The organism is Pseudoalteromonas tunicata (assembly GCF_002310815.1).
Lineage (GTDB): Bacteria > Pseudomonadota > Gammaproteobacteria > Enterobacterales > Alteromonadaceae > Pseudoalteromonas > Pseudoalteromonas tunicata.
Genome location: NZ_CP011032.1, coordinates 1,744,788 through 1,764,145, shown reverse-complemented (window position 1 = coordinate 1,764,145; position 19,358 = coordinate 1,744,788). Strand labels below are relative to the sequence as shown.

At 40.3% G+C, this 19,358-nt stretch carries 15 protein-coding genes; 10 read left to right on the top strand and 5 right to left on the bottom strand.

Annotated features, from left to right (window positions below; genetic code table 11):
* Nucleotides 1–130: 130 nt before the first annotated feature.
* Together PTUN_RS08065 and fghA are read left to right on the top strand one after the other, a co-directional pair.
* Nucleotides 131–1,264: an S-(hydroxymethyl)glutathione dehydrogenase/class III alcohol dehydrogenase gene (locus PTUN_RS08065; RefSeq protein ID WP_009839745.1), complete on the top strand. Its 1,134-nt coding sequence runs from the start codon at nucleotides 131–133 to the stop codon at nucleotides 1,262–1,264.
* A gap of 11 nt (nucleotides 1,265–1,275) precedes the next feature.
* A complete protein-coding gene (gene fghA / locus PTUN_RS08060; protein WP_009839744.1) occupies nucleotides 1,276–2,127 on the top strand; it encodes an S-formylglutathione hydrolase in 852 nt (283 codons plus the stop codon).
* Nucleotides 2,128–2,260: 133 nt separating this feature from the next.
* Here the strand turns inward: fghA and PTUN_RS22420 are convergent, their stop codons facing one another.
* The 4 genes from PTUN_RS22420 to msrA all read right to left on the bottom strand — a co-directional run bounded on the left by PTUN_RS22420 (nucleotide 2,261) and on the right by msrA (nucleotide 8,404).
* Nucleotides 2,261–2,986, bottom strand: a complete 726-nt coding sequence (locus PTUN_RS22420; protein WP_415906960.1) for a methyl-accepting chemotaxis protein — start codon at nucleotides 2,984–2,986, stop codon at nucleotides 2,261–2,263.
* Between the two features lie 515 nt (nucleotides 2,987–3,501).
* Nucleotides 3,502–5,178 carry a carbon starvation CstA family protein gene (locus PTUN_RS08050; RefSeq protein WP_009839742.1) on the bottom strand — a complete coding sequence of 559 codons (1,677 nt, stop codon included), beginning with the start codon at nucleotides 5,176–5,178 and terminating at the stop codon, nucleotides 3,502–3,504.
* Between the two features lie 173 nt (nucleotides 5,179–5,351).
* A complete protein-coding gene (locus PTUN_RS08045) occupies nucleotides 5,352–6,809 on the bottom strand; it encodes a methyl-accepting chemotaxis protein (RefSeq protein ID WP_009839741.1) in 1,458 nt (485 codons plus the stop codon).
* Between the two features lie 302 nt (nucleotides 6,810–7,111).
* On the bottom strand, nucleotides 7,112–8,404 hold the full coding sequence (gene msrA / locus PTUN_RS08040; protein ID WP_009839740.1) for a peptide-methionine (S)-S-oxide reductase MsrA: 1,293 nt from the start codon (nucleotides 8,402–8,404) through the stop codon (nucleotides 7,112–7,114).
* A gap of 204 nt (nucleotides 8,405–8,608) precedes the next feature.
* Here msrA and PTUN_RS08035 point away from each other — a divergent pair, with 204 nt between their 5' ends.
* On the top strand, nucleotides 8,609–9,445 hold the full coding sequence (locus PTUN_RS08035) for a substrate-binding periplasmic protein (RefSeq protein WP_009839739.1): 837 nt from the start codon (nucleotides 8,609–8,611) through the stop codon (nucleotides 9,443–9,445).
* Here PTUN_RS08035 and PTUN_RS08030 read toward each other — a convergent pair.
* The gene (locus PTUN_RS08030; protein ID WP_009839738.1) at nucleotides 9,442–9,873 is read right to left on the bottom strand and encodes a GNAT family N-acetyltransferase; all 432 of its coding nucleotides are present in this window, start codon (nucleotides 9,871–9,873) and stop codon (nucleotides 9,442–9,444) included. The genes PTUN_RS08035 and PTUN_RS08030 overlap by 4 nt on opposite strands.
* 145 nt (nucleotides 9,874–10,018) lie before the next feature.
* On the opposite strand from PTUN_RS08030, the gene PTUN_RS08025 reads away from it, so the two are divergent.
* From PTUN_RS08025 to PTUN_RS07995, 7 genes are all read left to right on the top strand, one after another.
* Nucleotides 10,019–10,600, top strand: a complete 582-nt coding sequence (locus PTUN_RS08025; RefSeq protein WP_009839737.1) for a hypothetical protein — start codon at nucleotides 10,019–10,021, stop codon at nucleotides 10,598–10,600.
* 99 nt (nucleotides 10,601–10,699) lie between these two features.
* Nucleotides 10,700–11,737 (top strand): agmatine deiminase family protein, encoded by a 1,038-nt coding sequence (locus PTUN_RS08020; protein ID WP_009839736.1) that lies wholly within the window; start codon nucleotides 10,700–10,702, stop codon nucleotides 11,735–11,737.
* A gap of 4 nt (nucleotides 11,738–11,741) precedes the next feature.
* Nucleotides 11,742–12,629 carry a carbon-nitrogen hydrolase gene (locus PTUN_RS08015; RefSeq protein ID WP_009839735.1) on the top strand — a complete coding sequence of 296 codons (888 nt, stop codon included), beginning with the start codon at nucleotides 11,742–11,744 and terminating at the stop codon, nucleotides 12,627–12,629.
* A gap of 84 nt (nucleotides 12,630–12,713) precedes the next feature.
* Nucleotides 12,714–16,187 (top strand): transcription-repair coupling factor, encoded by a 3,474-nt coding sequence (gene mfd / locus PTUN_RS08010; RefSeq protein ID WP_009839734.1) that lies wholly within the window; start codon nucleotides 12,714–12,716, stop codon nucleotides 16,185–16,187.
* A complete protein-coding gene (locus PTUN_RS08005; RefSeq protein WP_009839733.1) occupies nucleotides 16,188–17,084 on the top strand; it encodes a putative orphan protein in 897 nt (298 codons plus the stop codon).
* A 16-nt stretch (nucleotides 17,085–17,100) separates the two neighbouring features.
* Nucleotides 17,101–17,349: a hypothetical protein gene (locus PTUN_RS08000; RefSeq protein WP_009839732.1), complete on the top strand. Its 249-nt coding sequence runs from the start codon at nucleotides 17,101–17,103 to the stop codon at nucleotides 17,347–17,349.
* Nucleotides 17,350–17,496: 147 nt separating this feature from the next.
* Nucleotides 17,497–19,059, top strand: a complete 1,563-nt coding sequence (locus PTUN_RS07995) for an amidase (RefSeq protein WP_009839731.1) — start codon at nucleotides 17,497–17,499, stop codon at nucleotides 19,057–19,059.
* Nucleotides 19,060–19,358 lie beyond the last annotated feature (299 nt).

The following is a 19,358-nucleotide window of genomic DNA, read 5'->3' as shown; positions in this document are numbered from 1 at the left end:
AGGTAACTGTACTAATACAACTGTGGGCACGTTCATAGGCCGATGAAATCAGTTTTAATCAATTGGCCAAATCCTTTACACTAAGATTTCGCGCTACGTGTTTATCTTTCACCTTATTAAGGACTTAATAATGGAAAATCAATTCATAAAATCAAAGGCAGCTATCGCATGGGGTCCAAATCAACCTTTATCTATTGAAGAAGTTGATGTTATGTACCCAAAAGCTGGTGAAGTATTAGTTAAAATTATCGCCACTGGTGTTTGCCATACCGATGCATTTACCTTATCGGGTCAAGATCCTGAAGGTGTTTTCCCAGCAATTATGGGTCATGAAGGTGCAGGAATTGTTCATGCAATTGGTGAGGGTGTAACAAGTGTTGCTATTGGTGATCATGTGATCCCACTTTACACCCCTGAGTGTGGCGAATGTAAATTCTGTACTTCAGGAAAAACAAACTTATGCCAAAAAATACGAGCAACTCAAGGCAAAGGCTTAATGCCTGACGGTACTACGCGTTTTTATAAAGATGGCCAACCTATTTTTCATTATATGGGTACCTCTACATTTTCTGAATACACCGTTTTACCTGAAATCTCACTTGCAAAAGTAAATAAAACCGCCCCACTTGAAGAAATTTGTTTATTAGGCTGTGGTGTCACAACCGGTATGGGCGCGGTAATGAATACCGCTAAAGTAAAAGCGGGCGATACAGTGGCTATTTTTGGTTTAGGAGGCATTGGCCTTTCTGCCATTATTGGCGCACAAATGGCTGGTGCCAGCCAAATCATAGGGGTTGATATAAATCCATCAAAATTTGAACTGGCGAAAAAACTAGGGGCGACTTTATGTATCAATCCAAAAGACTACGATAAACCGATCCAAGAAGTGATTGTTGAATTAACCGATGGCGGAGTCGATTTTTCATTTGAATGTATTGGTAACGTCGATGTGATGCGCTCTGCACTTGAGTGTTGCCACAAAGGCTGGGGTGAATCTGTGATCATCGGTGTTGCCGGTGCAGGACAAGAAATCTCAACCCGCCCTTTCCAACTTGTAACTGGCCGTGTATGGCGCGGTAGTGCTTTTGGAGGCGTAAAGGGTCGCTCTGAATTACCACACATTGTTGAGCGCTATCTTGCTGGTGAATTTAAACTGGACGATTTTATTACCCACACCATGGCACTTGAACAAATCAATGAAGCGTTTGATTTAATGCACAGTGGTGAAAGTATTCGTTCTGTTATCCATTTTGATCATAAATAAACGGTCATGTTATGAGTGAATTAACCTTATTAAGTGAAAATAAAGTGGCGGGGGGTTGGCATCGCCAATTTAAGCACTATTCAAATACACTAAATTGCGAGATGCGTTTTGCTATTTATCTGCCACCAAAAATTGAACTCGGTCATCGCGCACCGGTGCTTTATTGGTTATCGGGCCTTACGTGTACTGATGAAAACTTTATGCAAAAAGCGGGCGCCTTTAAACGTGCAGCAGAACTTGGCATGATCATCGTCGCACCCGATACCAGCCCTCGGGGTGATGGCGTACCTGATGATGAAAATCAAGCCTATGATTTTGGTTTAGGTGCTGGCTTTTATGTCAATGCGACCCAAAGTCCATGGCAACAGCATTATCAAATGTACGATTACATCGTCAAAGAGCTGCCCGATTTGATAGAAGCAGAATTTGCGGTTACACCACAGCGTGCGATCAGTGGGCATTCAATGGGTGGTCATGGTGCGTTGATGATTGCACTTCGAAATCCAAGGCGCTATAGCTCTGTCAGTGCGTTTAGTCCAATTTGCAACCCAAGTGATTGCCCTTGGGGAGTAAAAGCTTTCTCTGGGTATTTGGGTGATGATAAAACGAATTGGTTAAATTACGACAGTACACATTTAATCAAACAGATTTCGCACCATGATTTTATACCTGCGTTAGTTGACCAAGGTGAACAAGATCAGTTTTTAACTGCGCAGTTGAAACCTGATGCGTTAATTCAAGCGGCGCAGTTAAATAACTACCCATTGGTTTATCGAAGTCATCCAGGATATGATCATAGCTATTATTTCATCAGCAGTTTTATTGATGATCATTTAGCGTTTCATGCTGAGTATTTTAATTAGCCTCTATTCTGGTTAAGAGATTTACCAACGTATTGAATTAAAGGTAAATATCTAGCCAGACATAAAACAAGAAAAAGGCCAATTAAATTGGCCTTTTTCTTTATATAATATGAACTTAGATTATAACACTAAACTAACGAGAGTAAGAAAGTCCTTCAACTGCGCGCATAAATTTATTACTTGCCTCTTCCATCGCAGTTAATAGTTTAGCGGTTAAATTCTCATCCCCCTTGCGAAAAGCAGCCACTAAATCCAAAGCCGTTTTTTGCATTGTTTTTTGTGGTTCATTCAATTTCTGCAATGCCGCTGAGTGAGTATTATTGCCTGATTTATTTTGGCTCGTTTCTTTTAACCAGTCCGAACCTTGATTTAACATCGCATCATCAGCCTTATGATTTAGGCCCGCTAAAACACCATAAATTTGCGCTTTAAAAACAAAATGATCCAGTGTAATTGCCTGACTTAAGCTTGCAAGTGAGGCATCAACAATGGTGGTTTTCATTTTGTTGCAGCTTTTGATAATTGCCGAGTAGTCAGTATTGAGTTTTTCAATACCACTTGATAACTGGGTATTACTATGCTGAATGTCATTAACAGAACTCACGGTTTCAGTCGTATTATTAATAATTTTATTTACTAACTCAGCCACTTCATTGGCTGAAGTATTGGTATTATTGGCAAGTGCTCTTACTTCATCAGCGACCACACTAAATCCACGACCTGCTTCACCCGCCCTTGCCGCTTCAATGGCTGCATTTAATGCAAGTAAATTGGTTTGATCTGAAATCTTAGATATAGTCGAAACAAAGGTATTGATGCTATCGGCCATCACAGATAAACCCGAAATATTATCATTCATGCCACCCATTTTGGCGGTAAGACCTTGGATCCCCGTTACTAAATGGCTTAATGACTGGCCAGATTCATCAAATAATGCATCCATTTTATTGCCTGCTTGGCTTTCGTGCTGAATTGTTTGATATGAATTTGCCACTGCTTCTCTTAAAATCTCGATGTACTTAAACGACTCAATCATGGCTTTTAATAAAGGCTTAGTGATTGCAGCGGCCTTTTTTTTGTTGAGTGTGTCAATTTCATCTTGCAGGGTATCAATTTGCTGCTGCATCTCTTTTGTTAGTTTTGTTTGTTGTTTTACTTGTTGCTCGAGTGTTTGATTTGCATTTTGTAACGCCTGAAATTTAGATTGGAGAACAAACATAATGGTCCTTATGGCAAAAGAGGAAAAGCCCTTGATAGGTTATAGCATGAAGTATAAAAAAAACCTCTCTGATCTTAATTTAATCTCAAAATAACGTTCTGATGTAACAATAAAAAAGGAGCAAAAGCTCCTTTTTTATATTTCTTATTTACCGCTTAACCATTTTGCTTTTTGACTTGTTTATATTTAGCGATAACTGACCAGGCTTCAAGCATCACTAAAACGCAAACTATTAGCACAATTGCATCGATGATCACCAATAACCAATTGCCTTGTTGGTAATATTCTGCAAGTTTTAATAAACCAGCAAAAAATGCCATAGTTAAAACAAATACCATTGGAATAAGGGTATATTTGGCTGGTTTGCCCATTTTAATTAACATAACTGACAGCACCAACAAAGTTAAACTCGCGAGGATTTGATTGGTCGAACCAAATAAAGGCCAAATAATCATGCCACCGGAACCTGAAGAGCCACCTGCACCAAATGCTAAAAGTAAACAACAGGCTACCGCCAACAATGTCGCCACCACACCATTTTTAATCCATTTGATGTCATAAATATCACCCCACTCTTGGATGATATAACGCTGTAACCGCACGCCTGAGTCCATCGTCGTACCCGCAAACAATACCACCATTACGGCTAATAAAGTTGAAGCAAGTTCTTTTGGAATACCCCAGCCGGCCTGAATAAGATTCGAACCACCCGTAATAAATGCCCCAACACTTCCTGCACCTAAGTGACTATATACTTCGTGCCACTCAGCAGGTGATAGCGCTAATGTAACACCACTTACGGCCACAATGGTAATGAGTGCTAAACAGCCTTCGCCAACTGCGCCTAAATAACCAACAAAACGTGCATCAGTATCTTTATTGAGTTGTTTTGAACTCGTGCCCGATGAGACTATACCGTGAAAACCAGATACTGCACCACAGGCAATAGTCACAAAAAGAAGCGGAATAATACTTGGAGTATCAAGTGCCATTTGGGTATTAAATGCAGGTGCGGTAATGTCTGGCATAAACATAAAGACCGCACCATAGAGCAGTAATAACCCCACTAATAGTTGCACACCATTAATAAAGTCGCGTGGTTGTAATAAGACCCAGACTGGCAATAAAGACGCAATTGCGGCGTAAATAAATAAAATAATAATCCAATTGGCTTTATCGCTCAGACCAAACATTTCGCTTGGTAACGCAAGTGGCATCGCACTACCGGCATACACACTCAAATACAGTGCCACCACACCAAATAAACACAGCATGATAATATTGAAATTGCGATGTAATAACTGACCAATTATAAGTGCAAATACAATGGCAGCCCAAGCAGGAAGGACTGCGGTGGGTTGGCTCACAAAAGAATTAGCAATGACCACACCAAATACCGCATTGACCATCAGTAATACTAAAAACACCACAATCATAAATAATGATCGAGTGCGTTTGCCAATCACAGATTCAGACAAAGCGCCCATCGATTTACCTTGATGACGACTACTGGCCCAAAGTGCGCCCATGTCGTGAACACCTGCAAAGAAAATTGTGCCAAACACGACCCAAAGTACCGCCGGTACCCAACCCCAATACACCGCAATTGCAGGGCCTACAATCGGCGCGGCGCCTGCAACTGAGGTGAAATGATGTCCCCAAAGAACCAACTTGTTCGTTGGGACAAAATCAACGCCATCTTTTAAACGGTGTGCGGGGGTAATGATACTGTCATCCATTTGGAAAATTTTACTGGCTATAAATTTCGAATAGACGAACCAGCCAAACAACATTCCAACGATGCCAAATAATACAATAGCAATAGATTGCATTTTGATATTCCTTTTTTGCTAGATCAGTAGCTTCAATCGTTAAGTTATTATTAGTATTACAACGTCTTAACTACTTTATCAGCTTTTTTGTTGCTCATCTGTTACTCAAAAGTCGTAGATCAAAAAAAACTGTAATTAAATTACAGTTTTTTTATAAAGAATAGCGTGAAAACCTATAAAGAAAGTTTAAATCCTTGCACAATAATTTGTAATTTTTTAGATAAATCGGTTATCTCTTGGCTTGAATTTGCAGTATGTGCAGCACTGTCCGCTGAACGCTCCGAAGCATGGGCAATACCGATAATATTTTGATTAATATCTTCGCAGACACTCGACTGCTCCTCAACAGCAACAGCCACCTGATTATTCATATCATTAATCGTACTGATCATCGCTAATCTATCGGTTAAACTACTGCGTGTTTGTGCCGACAATTGCACTGAATTAATCGCGCTTGCCGTATTATCAATCACCACTAAACCATCATCAGCGGCTATTTTGGCTTCGGAAGCTGCTGTCGCTGAACCAGAAGATAATTTCACAACCTCTGAAATACTGTAGGACATTTCATTTATAGCGGTGGCAATTTGCGAGGTACGTTCACGTTGGTCGTTAACCGAATCGTTTGTGGCTTGTGCCATATCATTCGACTTTTGAGCTGCTTGAGTGATCAAACTGCCATTGTCCACGATACTAGCAATAATTTTTTTAAGACTTTCAGACATGGTCGATACTGACTGGTAAATCCCTATCGCTTGGTATTGGTCAAATTTTTGTGTTAAATCACCTTTTGCAATACGCGCCGTAATTAAAGCAATCTCTGTCGGCTCTCCACCTATCGGTTTACGGATCAAAAGAGGTAAATACACTGCAAACATAACCCCCAAGATTAAGGCAATAATTGACACGAGTTGAACTAAAAACTCCATTTCATTGGCAGTAACTTCAACCACAGGACCAAGCGTATCTTGCTCAGCCTTAATAGAGGTTTTTACCTGTTCCAATAATTGTGTCACATCAGGGCCAATCACATTTAATTTTGAGTTAATAATGTTATTGCGATCAATGATTGTTTGTTCGATTGACTGAAGTGCATTTTCATATTGAGAGTTAAGTTTCATCAACTCATCAAGCTTGGGATCAAACGCAGACATATTTGTGATAAGCCGTATTTTACTAATTACTTTTGGTACATTGATATTGAGTTCCAAATGAGCCCGCTTTGCATCTTCAGCTGCGTTTGTGACTAAAAATTTAGTAACAAATAAACGCCCCAATAAAAAAGACTCCTGTAATTTAGCCAGTTGATATAATAACGCGATATTGTCTTTATGATTTTGGTCAATCAAAGCAGTGATCATCACTCTAATTGATTTGCCAACTGGGTCGAGCGTATTGTCTACCAAAGCATGGCGTTGATTAATAAGCTCAATAACTTGATAAAATGACTTCTCATATTCAGTTATCAACTTATCACTTTTGTTTACAAGCTCAGAGCGAGACGGATCGGTTATTAGCTGCTTGGCTTTGAGTAAAATATCATTTTCAACACGGATTTTTTCTTCAACATCGCTTAGAAGTTGGCTATTAGCATTATCATTTAAATACTTAATAACACTGAGTCGTATCACTAATAAGTTTGCTTGTAGACTAGAGGCTAAATTAGTCGCGCGCGCTAAAGCACGATAATCCTCGATCCCTTTTTGTGCGGTACTGAGTCGAAAAAACTAAAAATAGACACAATCAACAACAAACCAATAATCAAACCGAATGACATTCTGAGTTGATTAGCTAATTTCAATTTTGCAACAAATTGCATCGCCATTACCCTCTTTTTACGAATAAAATGAGTTTAGTTCAGCAATTTGTGTAATTCATGTAATGTGAGAAAAAATCATTTTTAAAGTAAGATATTGCCTCAAATTCATCCTGCTCAATCGATATTTTTTCGCGCAACAAACTCAAGTACCGTTGCATTAATACAAAAACGTCTTGCGCCATTTGGGCCATCTTCGAATACATGACCTAAATGAATACCCGATGTTTTTGAACGTAATTCGACGCGCTGCATACCAAATCGATTGTCTGCACGTTCAATAACACTATCAGGCACGGCTTGAGTGAATGAAAGCCAACCAGTTCCTGAGTTAAATCTGTCTTTAGTATCAAATAATGGCGCGCCACTTAATTTATCAATAAATACGCCATCGGGTGTATTTTTAAATATTTCATATTCTTTACAAAAACGTCCATCGGTTCCTTCATCAAATGCCACATTAAATGCTTCACTTTTACCGAGTTTAAATAGGCCAAGTAAACGATAAAATTGCCCAGAGTCTAAATAACCTTGGCGACCCATCACCTCCTGACCATCTTCAATGAATAAAATAGTCGGTGTTGCCCATGTAGGGGTTTGAATATTTAAACCATCTAATTCATTAGCAAAGCGAAAATGCAGGGCAATACTACCTTGGTAATCATTGAGCACATCTTTTTTTAATTTTTCACAGTAAGGGCAGTATCCAGCAGATTCAACAATCACGATGTGTTTGCCCTGTAATAAAGCAGCGTTTTGGCGAACTGATTTTTCATCTGTGCTAGGTGCAAATTTGACCCCCGTACTATGATCTGGACAGTAGCCGTTTGGATTTTTAACCAAATAATCTTGGTGATAGTTTTCAGCCGGAAAAAACGTTTCAAGTGGTTTGATATTAGTTTTAATTTCACCATATCCTGCCTGAGAAAGTAGTGTTTGATAACGTGTTTTAATTGCTTGTGCAATGCTTAGCTGCTGCGGTGATGTTGTTAAAATAGTAGAGCGGTATTGGGTGCCAATATCATTACCTTGACGATTTAATTGTGTTGGATCATGCCCTTCAAAAAAAGACTCAAGTATTTTAGTTAACGAAATCTCATTACTATTAAATGTCACTTCAACGACTTCAGCATGATTGTTAGGATCGTTTTTATATTTTGCTTGTGTAATTGTCCGATAATTTGCTGCAACGTTACCGTCAGCATAACCCGACACAGCATCAATCACCCCAGGGATATTTTGATATCGTTTTTCTGCGCCCCAAAAACAACCTGCACCTAAGACTACTTTTTCAATATGAGCTGTTGCAGCCATACTTGTTTGCTCTTTGGCCGAAATAGTAAAACTCAATAAAGCGGTAACAAAGTATGCAGCGAGTAGCCCATACTTTTTCTTGTTTATCAAAATCATGTAAACCTCATAAAAATCGGTATATTGTGCGTGTTAATTAATAAGACCGTATTAAATTGGCTAAACTTTCAAATTCGTGCTAGCAAAATTAATTTGATACGGTTAATAAAACCAAAATGTTCAACGATAAAATACCAATAAAAATAAACAAGCGTTTAAATCTGAACTAACCTCAATAACAGCAATTCTCATTTTTATTTCAATATGACTGCATTCAATTTTGCTTATTGTTCTTTTTATGGTGCACTGTTGTTGGTGGCAATACTAAACGGTATAGCCCTTGCCAACGAACCTGATCCAAAAGATATTAACCCGCTTGAAATTTCGTTTTGTTACGAAGATAAAGAGCTACTGCCATTTTTTACTGGCTACGGTCATGCCCCCCCAGAACAAATGCCCGGTGCATCTATTGAAGTTTTAAACAAAGCATCGCACGACCTCAACTCATTTAACTTCAAATTTGTTCGTAAACCGTGGAAACGCTGCTTACAAGATTTACAAAGCAATAAAGTGGACGCTCTAATAGCCAGTTATTCTCCTGAACGAGATCCAATTGGCGTATACCCAAAACAGAATAATAAAATTGATTCATCTTTAGCGATGAATGCACTTGGTACTTGCTTTTTAGTGCACAAAGATTCTGATTTTAGTTGGGATGGTAATGCATTTAAGTCTGAAGAAGCCAAAACATTAGCTGTTCCTGCCGGTTACTCTATTATTGCGCGGTTAAAAAATCTGCCAATACAAATTCATCAAACAGATTCTGCAGCTACCTCTCTTTTGATGCTAAAACAAAAACGTATTGATTTAGCCTTAACCCTTTGCAGTATTACTGAGCAACATACCTATTTTCTAGACAGACGTTATCACGACCTAAAAGTGCTACTGCCACCTTTGGCTGTTAAAGATGGTTTTTTTGTGGTGTCGCAACAATTTTATGAACAAAACCAAGCACTCACTTGGCAAATTTGGCGCTATTTAGCCAAAGTGAATGCGCAGGATATTTATCAAAAATATTTAGAAGGTAAAATACAAGATTAAACAGGGTTTAAACCTAATTCTTTTTCCATGTAGTATTTTATCCCTGTCGTGGGATATTGATGCAATTGATGAACGACTTTATAACCACACTTTTCATAAAACGGTTTCGCCTGAAAATCCAAGGTATCAAGTAAAACATAACGACAACCTTGTTCTATTGCTTGTTGTTCAATCCGCGCTAATAACTGCTCCCCAATTTTTTGACCACGCAAACTCTCATCAACCCAAAGCCAATTGAGCATAAACCAATAACCAAAAGCAATACCACTTGCACCACCTTGCATCTCATTTACCTGACGAGTGAACGTCACTGCTATGGGGGTACGCTTATTAAGGCCAAAAAATGGCGAGTTAAAGGCTATTATTTTTTCACGTAAAGACACTGCAACCAGTTCACTGCTTGCTTCATTATGTATTTTAAATCCCATGGAAACGCTACGTTTAAATTATTTTTTGCCATGCTAAAGACCTGTTTAAACAAAGTAAAGCGATGCTTTAAGCTAGCTATTTTGATTACTGCTCGCTAACATAAAGAAAATCCTATAAATAATCTTGCTGCTGAGAAACAACGCTATGTCTACTGCTAAAGTTGATCTTTTTAACCAATATTTTCAAATTGATGAAACTGTTGATGTTAATTTAAAAACCATTGCAGATCATTTAGTGCCTATAGACAATGATGCGCTCGAATTACGTATTCCACCGCTGTTTAAACTCGCCAATGAAGTTAATGCCCTTGAACAAAGTGCCCTACGACCTTTACGCCAATTGGGCGACCTTGCTGAAGAGCTGGCTCAATTTTTAAAGGCCCAATCTCGTAAAATCGATTTAATCATGGCCCATATTTTAGCTACTGAGCATCAAGACGAGCAAAAAACGCAAGCCCACTCTTTTGGTGGTGGAGGTTTAATTCTTAATGATTTAGCAGATCATTCAATTGGTCAGCAATTTTGTACCAAGATTTTTTTACACCACGAAGCCGCAGCGGTATTTTGTTATACCGAGGTCATTTTAAAAGAACCTCTAACACAGGGTTGGCAATATACCATGGCTTTTAGTCGTATTCGCCCTGAGGATCAGGAGCTCATGGTACGCGCAAGTTTACACAGTCAATCACGACAATTGCGTAAACGTCGTAAAAATGAACAAAATTAATACAGTTAATAGCGTGGCAGCTGTTAAGTACGACAAAAAGGCTGACAGCCAAGCATGAAGTGCTAAAATATCTGCCTATTTGAATTTGTATGAAATCCCATGAGTTATACACTTCCTGCAGAATGGGCATTGCAAGATGCCATTATGTTTACATGGCCCCATAGCGAAACTGATTGGGCGCCCATTTTGGCTGACGTTGAGCCGGTTTATTTAAATTTATGCCGCCACATTTTACGCTATCAATCGTTAGTTCTTGTTGTCCATAGTGAATCTGAACAAGCTCGCGTGCGTGCACTGTTATGCGAACAACAACTTGATTTAAGTAAAATACAGTTTGTTATCACCCCATTTGAAGATACCTGGGCACGGGATCATGGCCCAATTACCGTTACTAATGCCCACGGGCAGTTAAAATCACTTGATTTTACTTTTAATGGTTGGGGCAATAAATTTGATGCAAGCCTAGATAATTCAATCAATCAAGCGGTATTTGCTCAGGTACTTAATCCATTAGCACAATCAGAGCAGGTTAATTTTGTACTTGAAGGCGGTGCAATTGAATCTAATGGCCAAGGTACTTTATTAACCACTGGTAGTTGTTTACTCAATACCAATCGCAATCCGCATTTAACACAAGCGCAAATCGAACAACTGCTGAGCGACACACTTGGTATTAGCCATTTTTTATGGGTTAATCACGGTCACTTAGAAGGCGATGATACCGACAGCCATATTGATACCCTAGTGCGTTTTGCGCCTAACGATACGCTCGTTTATGTTTGTTGCGATGACCCTAGCGATAGCCACTACCATGAACTTGAACGTATGGCTTTAGATGTTAAAGCACTGCGAAAACCCGATGGTACAGCCTACAACCTAATTAGCTTACCGTGGCCAAGTGCAAAATGCGCCGCAGATGGCAGTCGTTTACCTGCTACCTATGCCAATTATTTGATTATTAATGGCGCCGTATTAGTGCCAACCTATCAAGATAAAAATGATGCGTTTGCCCTGTCGCAAATCGCCAAAGCATACCCTGAACATGAAATTATTGGTGTTGATTGTTTACCACTAATTCATCAATTTGGTAGCCTACACTGTATTTCAATGCAATTACCTAAAGGCTTTTTGAGGTAACCCAATGAGTAAATTATTACCCGTTGCCCTAGTGCAACACAGCAACAGCACAGATTTAGCCCATAACTTTGCTAAAACCCAAGACGGGATCCGTAAAGCGGCTGCCCAAGGTGCTAAATTAGTGGTACTGCAAGAGCTCCATCGCAGCTTATATTTTTGTCAAACCGAAGATACCGAACGTTTTGATTTAGCCGAAACCATTCCTGGGCCAACATCAGACTCATTAGGCTTATTAGCAAAAGAGCTCAATGTGGTGATCGTATCATCAATATTTGAAAAGCGTGCTACGGGCCTCTACCACAACACGGCTGTTGTCCTTGATTCGGATGGTACAATTGCGGGCAAATACCGTAAAATGCATATCCCGGACGACCCCGGTTTTTATGAAAAATTCTATTTCACCCCAGGTGATTTAGGCTTTACACCCATTCAAACCTCAATTGGTAAACTGGGTGTTTTAGTGTGTTGGGATCAATGGTTTCCTGAAGCTGCACGCCTTATGGCAATGGCGGGGGCTGAAATCTTAATTTACCCAACAGCAATCGGTTGGGATACAACCGATGACATTGATGAACAAACTCGTCAATGTGATGCATGGGTTATCTCACAGCGCGCTCATGCGGTTGCCAATGGGGTACCCGTTATTAGCTGTAACCGTGTTGGTCATGAAAGTGATCCAAGTGGCCACAGCGAAGGTATTTTGTTCTGGGGTAATTCATTCATTGCAGGCCCGCAAGGCGAAATCCTAGCTCATGCTAGTGCAAAAGATGATGAAATATTAACTGCAATACTCGATTTAAAGCGCAGTGAAGATACCCGTCGCATTTGGCCATATTTGCGTGATCGTCGTATCGATCATTATCAAGATTTGCTAAAAATTTACCGCGACTAATACACGCGCCATGACAGCATGGCAATTGTTTTTTCAATAATAATAAAAATGGGTGCAGCTGCGCCCAGCTTAATGGAGTTTTAAATGGCATTAACACAATGGGCACAATTACCTTGGATCAAATCTGCAAAAGACAAGATACATTGGGGTCAATTGCCAGGCAGTGCGCTGAGCATCGCCATCGCACAAGGTGTTAAAAGCCATAACTCCTTAGTGGTGCTTGTCACCCAAGATACGCCAAGTGCTCTGAAACTAGAGGCAGAACTAGAGTATTTATTGCCAGAGCAAAGTGTGATGGTTTTCCCTGATTGGGAAACCCTGCCTTACGATCACTTTTCTCCGCATCAAGATATTATTTCGCAGCGTCTGGCCACCTTAAACCGATTAAAACAAAGTAAAACCGGTATTTTAATCCTCCCGGTAACTAATTTAATGCTGCGCACCTCGCCACCAGAATTTATTTATGGCAGCACGTTATTATTTAAAAAAGGCGATAAGCTCGACGCCCATCAACTGCGCACTAATTTAGATGCCGCCGGTTATTTAAATGTGCAGCAAGTAATGGAGCATGGTGAGTTTGCCATTCGAGGCTCATTGGTCGATATTTATCCGATGGGCAGTAAAGACCCTATTCGTCTTGATTTATTCGATGATGAAATTGACAGCATTCGATTATTTGATGTCGAAACCCAACGCTCCAGTAAAGAAATCAGCCACATCGATTTAATGCCTGCCCATGAGTTTCCGACGCGCGAAAAAGACATTGAAACCTTTCGTATTGCCTATCGCGAAAAGTTTGGAGCCAACAGCGCCCAAGACTCAATTTACATGCAAGTCTCAAAAGGTGCTTGGCCTGCCGGTATCGAATACTATTTACCGCTGTTTTTTGATCAATTAGCCTCAATTTTTGACTATTTACCAAGCGATGCAGTGGTAATGACGCTTGGTGATATTGAGCACAGCGCTAAGCAATTTTGGCAAGACGTTAATAAACGTTACGAAAACCGCCGCGTTGACCCACTTCGCCCGCTGCTTGAACCTAAAGCACTGTATCAACCCATTGAAGAGCTTTTCTCAAATATTGGCAGCTTTGCGCGTATTCAGCTCTCTTTAGCAAAATTGGGCACTAAAGCAGGCCATAGTAATTTAGGCGCCGAATTGATTGCTGATATTCGGGTTGATCATCAAGCTAAAGCGCCATTTGCTGCAATTAGCCAATATTTAGTGCAGCAAAAAAAGCTCAAAAATCGGGTGTTATTTTGTGTTGAAAGTGAAGGTCGTCGCGAATCACTGCTGACATTATTTAAACCCGTTGGCATAAAAGTGACCACCGTCAGTCATTTTGAAGAATTCAGCCAAAGCAGTTGTGATGTTGCTCTACTTGTTTGCCCACTTGAACAAAGTGTATTTCTTGCTGGCAAACCAGCACTGAGCATTATTACCGAGCAAGAATTACTTGGTGTTAAAGTTTCCCAGCGCAGAAGACGCAAACATAAATACGAAGCCAGCCAAGATGCAATTATTCGTAATTTGGCGGAGCTTAAAGTGGGCCAACCAATTGTGCATCTTGATCATGGTGTTGGCCGTTATCAAGGGCTGCAAACCCTCGATGCTGCTGGAGTGCAAACTGAGTTTGTCACTATCAGCTATAACGGCGAAGCCAAACTCTACGTGCCAGTTTCTGCGTTACATATGCTCACTCGTTATTCGGGTGGTGAAGAAGCAAGCGCACCGCTTCATAAACTCGGCTCTGATGTATGGGAAAAAGCCAAGCGTAAAGCCGCTGAAAAAGTACGTGATGTTGCCGCAGAGCTACTTGATATCTATGCGAAACGAAAAATTAAACTCGGCAATGCCTTTCGCCATGACAAAAAAGCCTATCGCCAATTTGTCGATACGTTTCCATTTGAAGAAACAGAAGATCAAAAAAATGCCATTTCGGCGGTACTCACTGATATGCAAAGTCCACAAGCGATGGACCGTTTAGTCTGTGGTGATGTCGGTTTTGGTAAAACAGAGGTTGCGATGCGCGCCGCCTTTGTGGCGGTCAATGAAGGCAAACAAGTGGCTATTTTAGTGCCAACGACGTTATTGGCCCAGCAACACTTCGAAAACTTTAAAGACCGTTTCGCTAATATCGCCGTTGAAGTCGAAGTATTATCGCGCTTCAAAACCACTAAAGAGCAAAACGTGGTACTTGAAAAGCTCGCCAATGGTCAGGTTGATATCGTAATTGGCACTCATAAACTCATTCAACCGAGTATAAAATTTAAAGATTTAGGCTTATTGATTGTGGATGAAGAGCATCGCTTTGGTGTGCGCCAAAAAGAAAAAATCAAATCGCTGCGTGCCGATGTTGATATTTTAACGCTCACCGCCACCCCTATTCCGCGTACACTCAACATGGCGATGAGTGGGATGCGCGATTTATCCATTATTGCCACGCCACCAGCCAAACGTTTAGCGGTAAAAACATTTGTGCGTAAAGGCGAAGATGATCTCAAACGCGAAGCTATTTTGCGTGAAATCAAACGTGGTGGCCAAGTCTATTATTTACACAATAACGTTGAAACCATTGAAAAAGTCGCAGCCGATTTAGCAGTTTTAGTACCAGAAGCAAGTATTACCACAGCTCATGGCCAAATGCGTGAAAGTGAACTTGAGCACCTAATGGCCGAGTTTTACCACAAGAAATACAATGTATTAGTCTGTACCACCATTATCGAAACCGGTATTGATGTGCCAACCGCTAATACCATCATTATTGACCGCGCCGATAAACTTGGTCTTGCACAACTGCATCAATTGCGTGGACGTGTTGGGCGCAGCCATCACCAAGCTTATGCGTATTTACTTATTCCAGATCCAAAAGGCATTTCAAAAGATGCGACAAAACGTCTTGAAGCCATTGAATCGCTTGAAGACCTTGGAGCCGGTTTTGCGTTAGCGACCCACGATTTAGAAATTCGTGGTGCCGGTGAATTATTGGGTGATGATCAAAGTGGTCAAATTCAATCGATTGGTTTTACCTTATACATGGAAATGTTAGAGCAAGCCGTCGAAGCGCTCAAACAAGGCAAAGAACCAACGCTTGAGAATTTATTACAACAACAAACCGAAGTTGATTTAAAAATCTCTGCATTATTGCCAGATGACTATATTTTTGACGTTAATACACGCTTAAGTTTGTACAAACGTGTGGCGAGCTGCCACGATGCTGAGCAAATTGATGAGTTACAAGTAGAGCTAATTGATCGTTTTGGCATGCTGCCTCAACCGGCTAAAAATTTATTTGCCATCCAAGGGCTTAAATTAGAAGCACAAGCACTTGGGATCAGTAAAATAGAAGCTAATGCCAAAGGTGGTTTTATTGAATTTACCGCTAAAACCAAGGTAGACCCTCGTTTTATCATTGGTCTTTTACAAAGTAATCCAAAGGTTTATAGAATGGAAGGCGCAAATAAGTTACGATTTAGCATCGAAGAAGCCGACTCGCTCGCAAGGCTTCAATTAGTCAGCGCCATGTTGCAACAATTTGCGCAAAAGGTTAGCCATTAAATGAAATTACGTTTTTTACATCTTTGTTTTATCGGTTGTTTAGTGCAAAGCGGCCAGCTAATGGCCCAGAGGTGGTTTGAAGCTGAAATTATTTTATTTGAGCAAAAGGCCGATTCAGAATTAAAAGAAGACTTTTCGTTTACCTTAAACACCATTGATGTAAGCAAAGCGCAATCTTTGCAAATTGACCAATTACAACAAAATGGTCTTGAAAACTGTCTTAGTCAACAAAATAAGGTACTCAAACAAAATGAGTTTTTATCTCAGCAACAGGTTCTTCAATCTGTTGATTGTGATCCGAATACCGATTATTTAAGCCAGCTCGAGCGTGTGCCACTCAACATTCCAGCGCTTGAGCAAGATCATCAAGATTTTAACTACTTGCTTGCCCCATCACAGTTACAATTTAACGATGTGATCACTCGGTTACGTAACCAAGGGTTAAAACCATTGTTACATACTGGATGGCGTTTTTCAGAAGCACCCGAGAAACGTGCCCCCACTTATCGCCTGATTGCAGGGAAAAATTTTTCTGCCAATTACGATTATCTAGGTTTTTTACGCGCAGGGGCAGTATCAAGCCTCGGTGGTGAACGTGCGATTGTACAAGACAATCGCTCAGATTTAGCCCCCTTTTTAATCAGCAATTCAGCGCTACAAAACAATGATGACAAAAAAGAACAATCCACCTGGCAGCTAGACGGTACGATTAAGCTGTACGTGCAACATTATTTGTTTATTGATGCCGAATTTAATTTCAGAGATGAAGATGGCCAATTATTACAACTCAATAATGCCCACTTTCAACAATTTCGACGGGTTTATAGTGGCGATGTGCATTACCTTGACCATCCAAAATTTGGCATGATCATTCAAATTCGCCGCTTTAAACAATAAACACTAAGGAACAACAATGAAAAAAGTATTAACCATTGCAGCCATTACGCTGTTACTTGCCGCTTGCAGTAAAGTGGATTTAGAGCACTACGAAAAAATTACTGTCGGTATGGATAAAACTGAAATCGAAACCCTACTAGGCAGTGCCGATAAGTGCGAAGAAAAAACCCTTCATACCAATTGTATTTGGGGCAACGACAGCAAAAATATTGCCGTAACCTTAGTATCAAATAAAGTGACCTTGTATAGCAAAAAAGGGTTTTAATCCTGACCTTTTCGGTTAAGTCATCTGATTTGAAAAAGAGCTATATGGCTCTTTTTTATTGCTTTTAATCTGAATAATAAAATTGTCTTGTCTATTACAGCGCTGTCAGTAAAGTAATCGAACAATAATAACGAGAGGTTTCTTTAAATGCATAAACATGGTCACACTTTTTATAAAGCCCCTATTGCCTTGGGCGTGCTGTTTTCGTCGTTTTATCTGCACAGTGCAGATTTTAATGAGAAATCAATCAGTCAGTTACACGCTTTAGTAGAGGGTAATCAAGCAAGCTATCAAGAAATCAATCAGTTTTACCTTGATGCTATCGCCAAAAATAATAAACAAGGCTTTAACCTTAATGCTGTGATCAGTATCAATCCCCATACGCTTGAGCAAGCCAAACAAAAAGATTTACTGCGTAATCAAGGCCAAGTTGTAGGCCCTTTATTTGGTATGCCCATCATTGTTAAAGACAATATCAATACCCTAGATGGCATGGCGACTACAGCGGGCGCTTTAGCATTAGCTAATAATTACAGCCAAAACGATGCATTTCTGGTTGAAAAACTCAAACAAGCGGGAGCGATTATTATTGGTAAAGCTAATTTAAGTGAATGGGCCAATTTTCGCTCAAGTATTAGTTCAAGTGGCTGGAGCGATGTTGGCGGTCAAGCTAAAAATCCTTATGTGCTTAACCGCACGCCCTGTGGTTCAAGTTCAGGCTCTGCGGTCGCAGTGGCTGCAAACTTTGCAGTTGCAGCAATTGGCACTGAAACCGATGGTTCAATTACTTGCCCTGCTTCACATACGTCTTTGGTTGGCATAAAACCTAGCGTTGGGTTAATTTCTCGCAGTGGCGTGGTGCCCTTGTCGGCCTCACAAGACTCACCTGGACCCATGACGCGCACCGTTGCAGACGCTGCGCTGCTTCTTACTGTACTTGCTCAACCAGATCCCAAAGAAGCCACCTTCGCAACCCACCCAGGTTATATCGATTATCGCCAATTTTTAAAACAAGATGGGCTCAAAGGTAAACGAATTGGTATTGCTCGCAATATCAGTGATTTTAATGCTGTCAGTACCGCTGCATTTAACCAAGCCCTTAGTGTACTAAAAGCCCAAGGTGCGATTATTATTGATAATTTGGAGTTACCAGACCAAGAAGCGTTATCTCAGGCGGAGTTTGATGTATTGTTATATGATTTTAAACATGACTTAAATCAGTATTTAGCGCAGACACCTAAAGAGGTATCTGTTAAAACACTTGAGCAACTCATTCAATTTAATCAATCAAATACAGATTTAACTCGCTTTAACCAAGCTTTGCTCACGATGGCAAACGAGAAAACCGATTTAACCTCACCTAACTACCAACAAGCTCAGACACTGATAGAACTAAAAGGCCGTAAAAATGGGATTGATGCCTTGATGCAAGCGCATCAACTTGATGCCATTGCAGCCCCAACCAATAGCCCTGCTTGGGTAATCGATACCATCAATGGTGACCATTTTGCAGGTGCAAGTTCAGCACCATCAGCCATTGCTGGCTACCCGCTCGTCACAGTACCAATGAGCTATCATCATGAATTACCTTTGGGTATTTCATTTTTTGGCACTCGATTAAGCGAAGGTAAACTGATTGAAATCGCTTATGGCTTTGAACAAGCCAACCCTATTAGACAAGCGGCTAAGTTTATTCCATCGATAGATTAAATTTTTTAACGCTCAAAAGAGCGATGCAAGGCATAAGTACTTAAGTGCCCAGACTGTAGCAAAATAGTTACAGCTGGGTGCTTGCTTCTTCGGTTTAATGTTTAAAAAATCGTACTACACCATGTTACACTTTTATCAAGCTTGCCATCCCCCTGAAAGCTTAAGAGAACTGCAGTTTGACTACGTTTTATTACTTAACTCAAAGTCATAAAACGTCGTTTATTCCCCCCTCTGACGGCTTGGCTGTTTACCTCATGATACAACCTTGTTGTGGCATAACTCATATCACTTTGTGAACA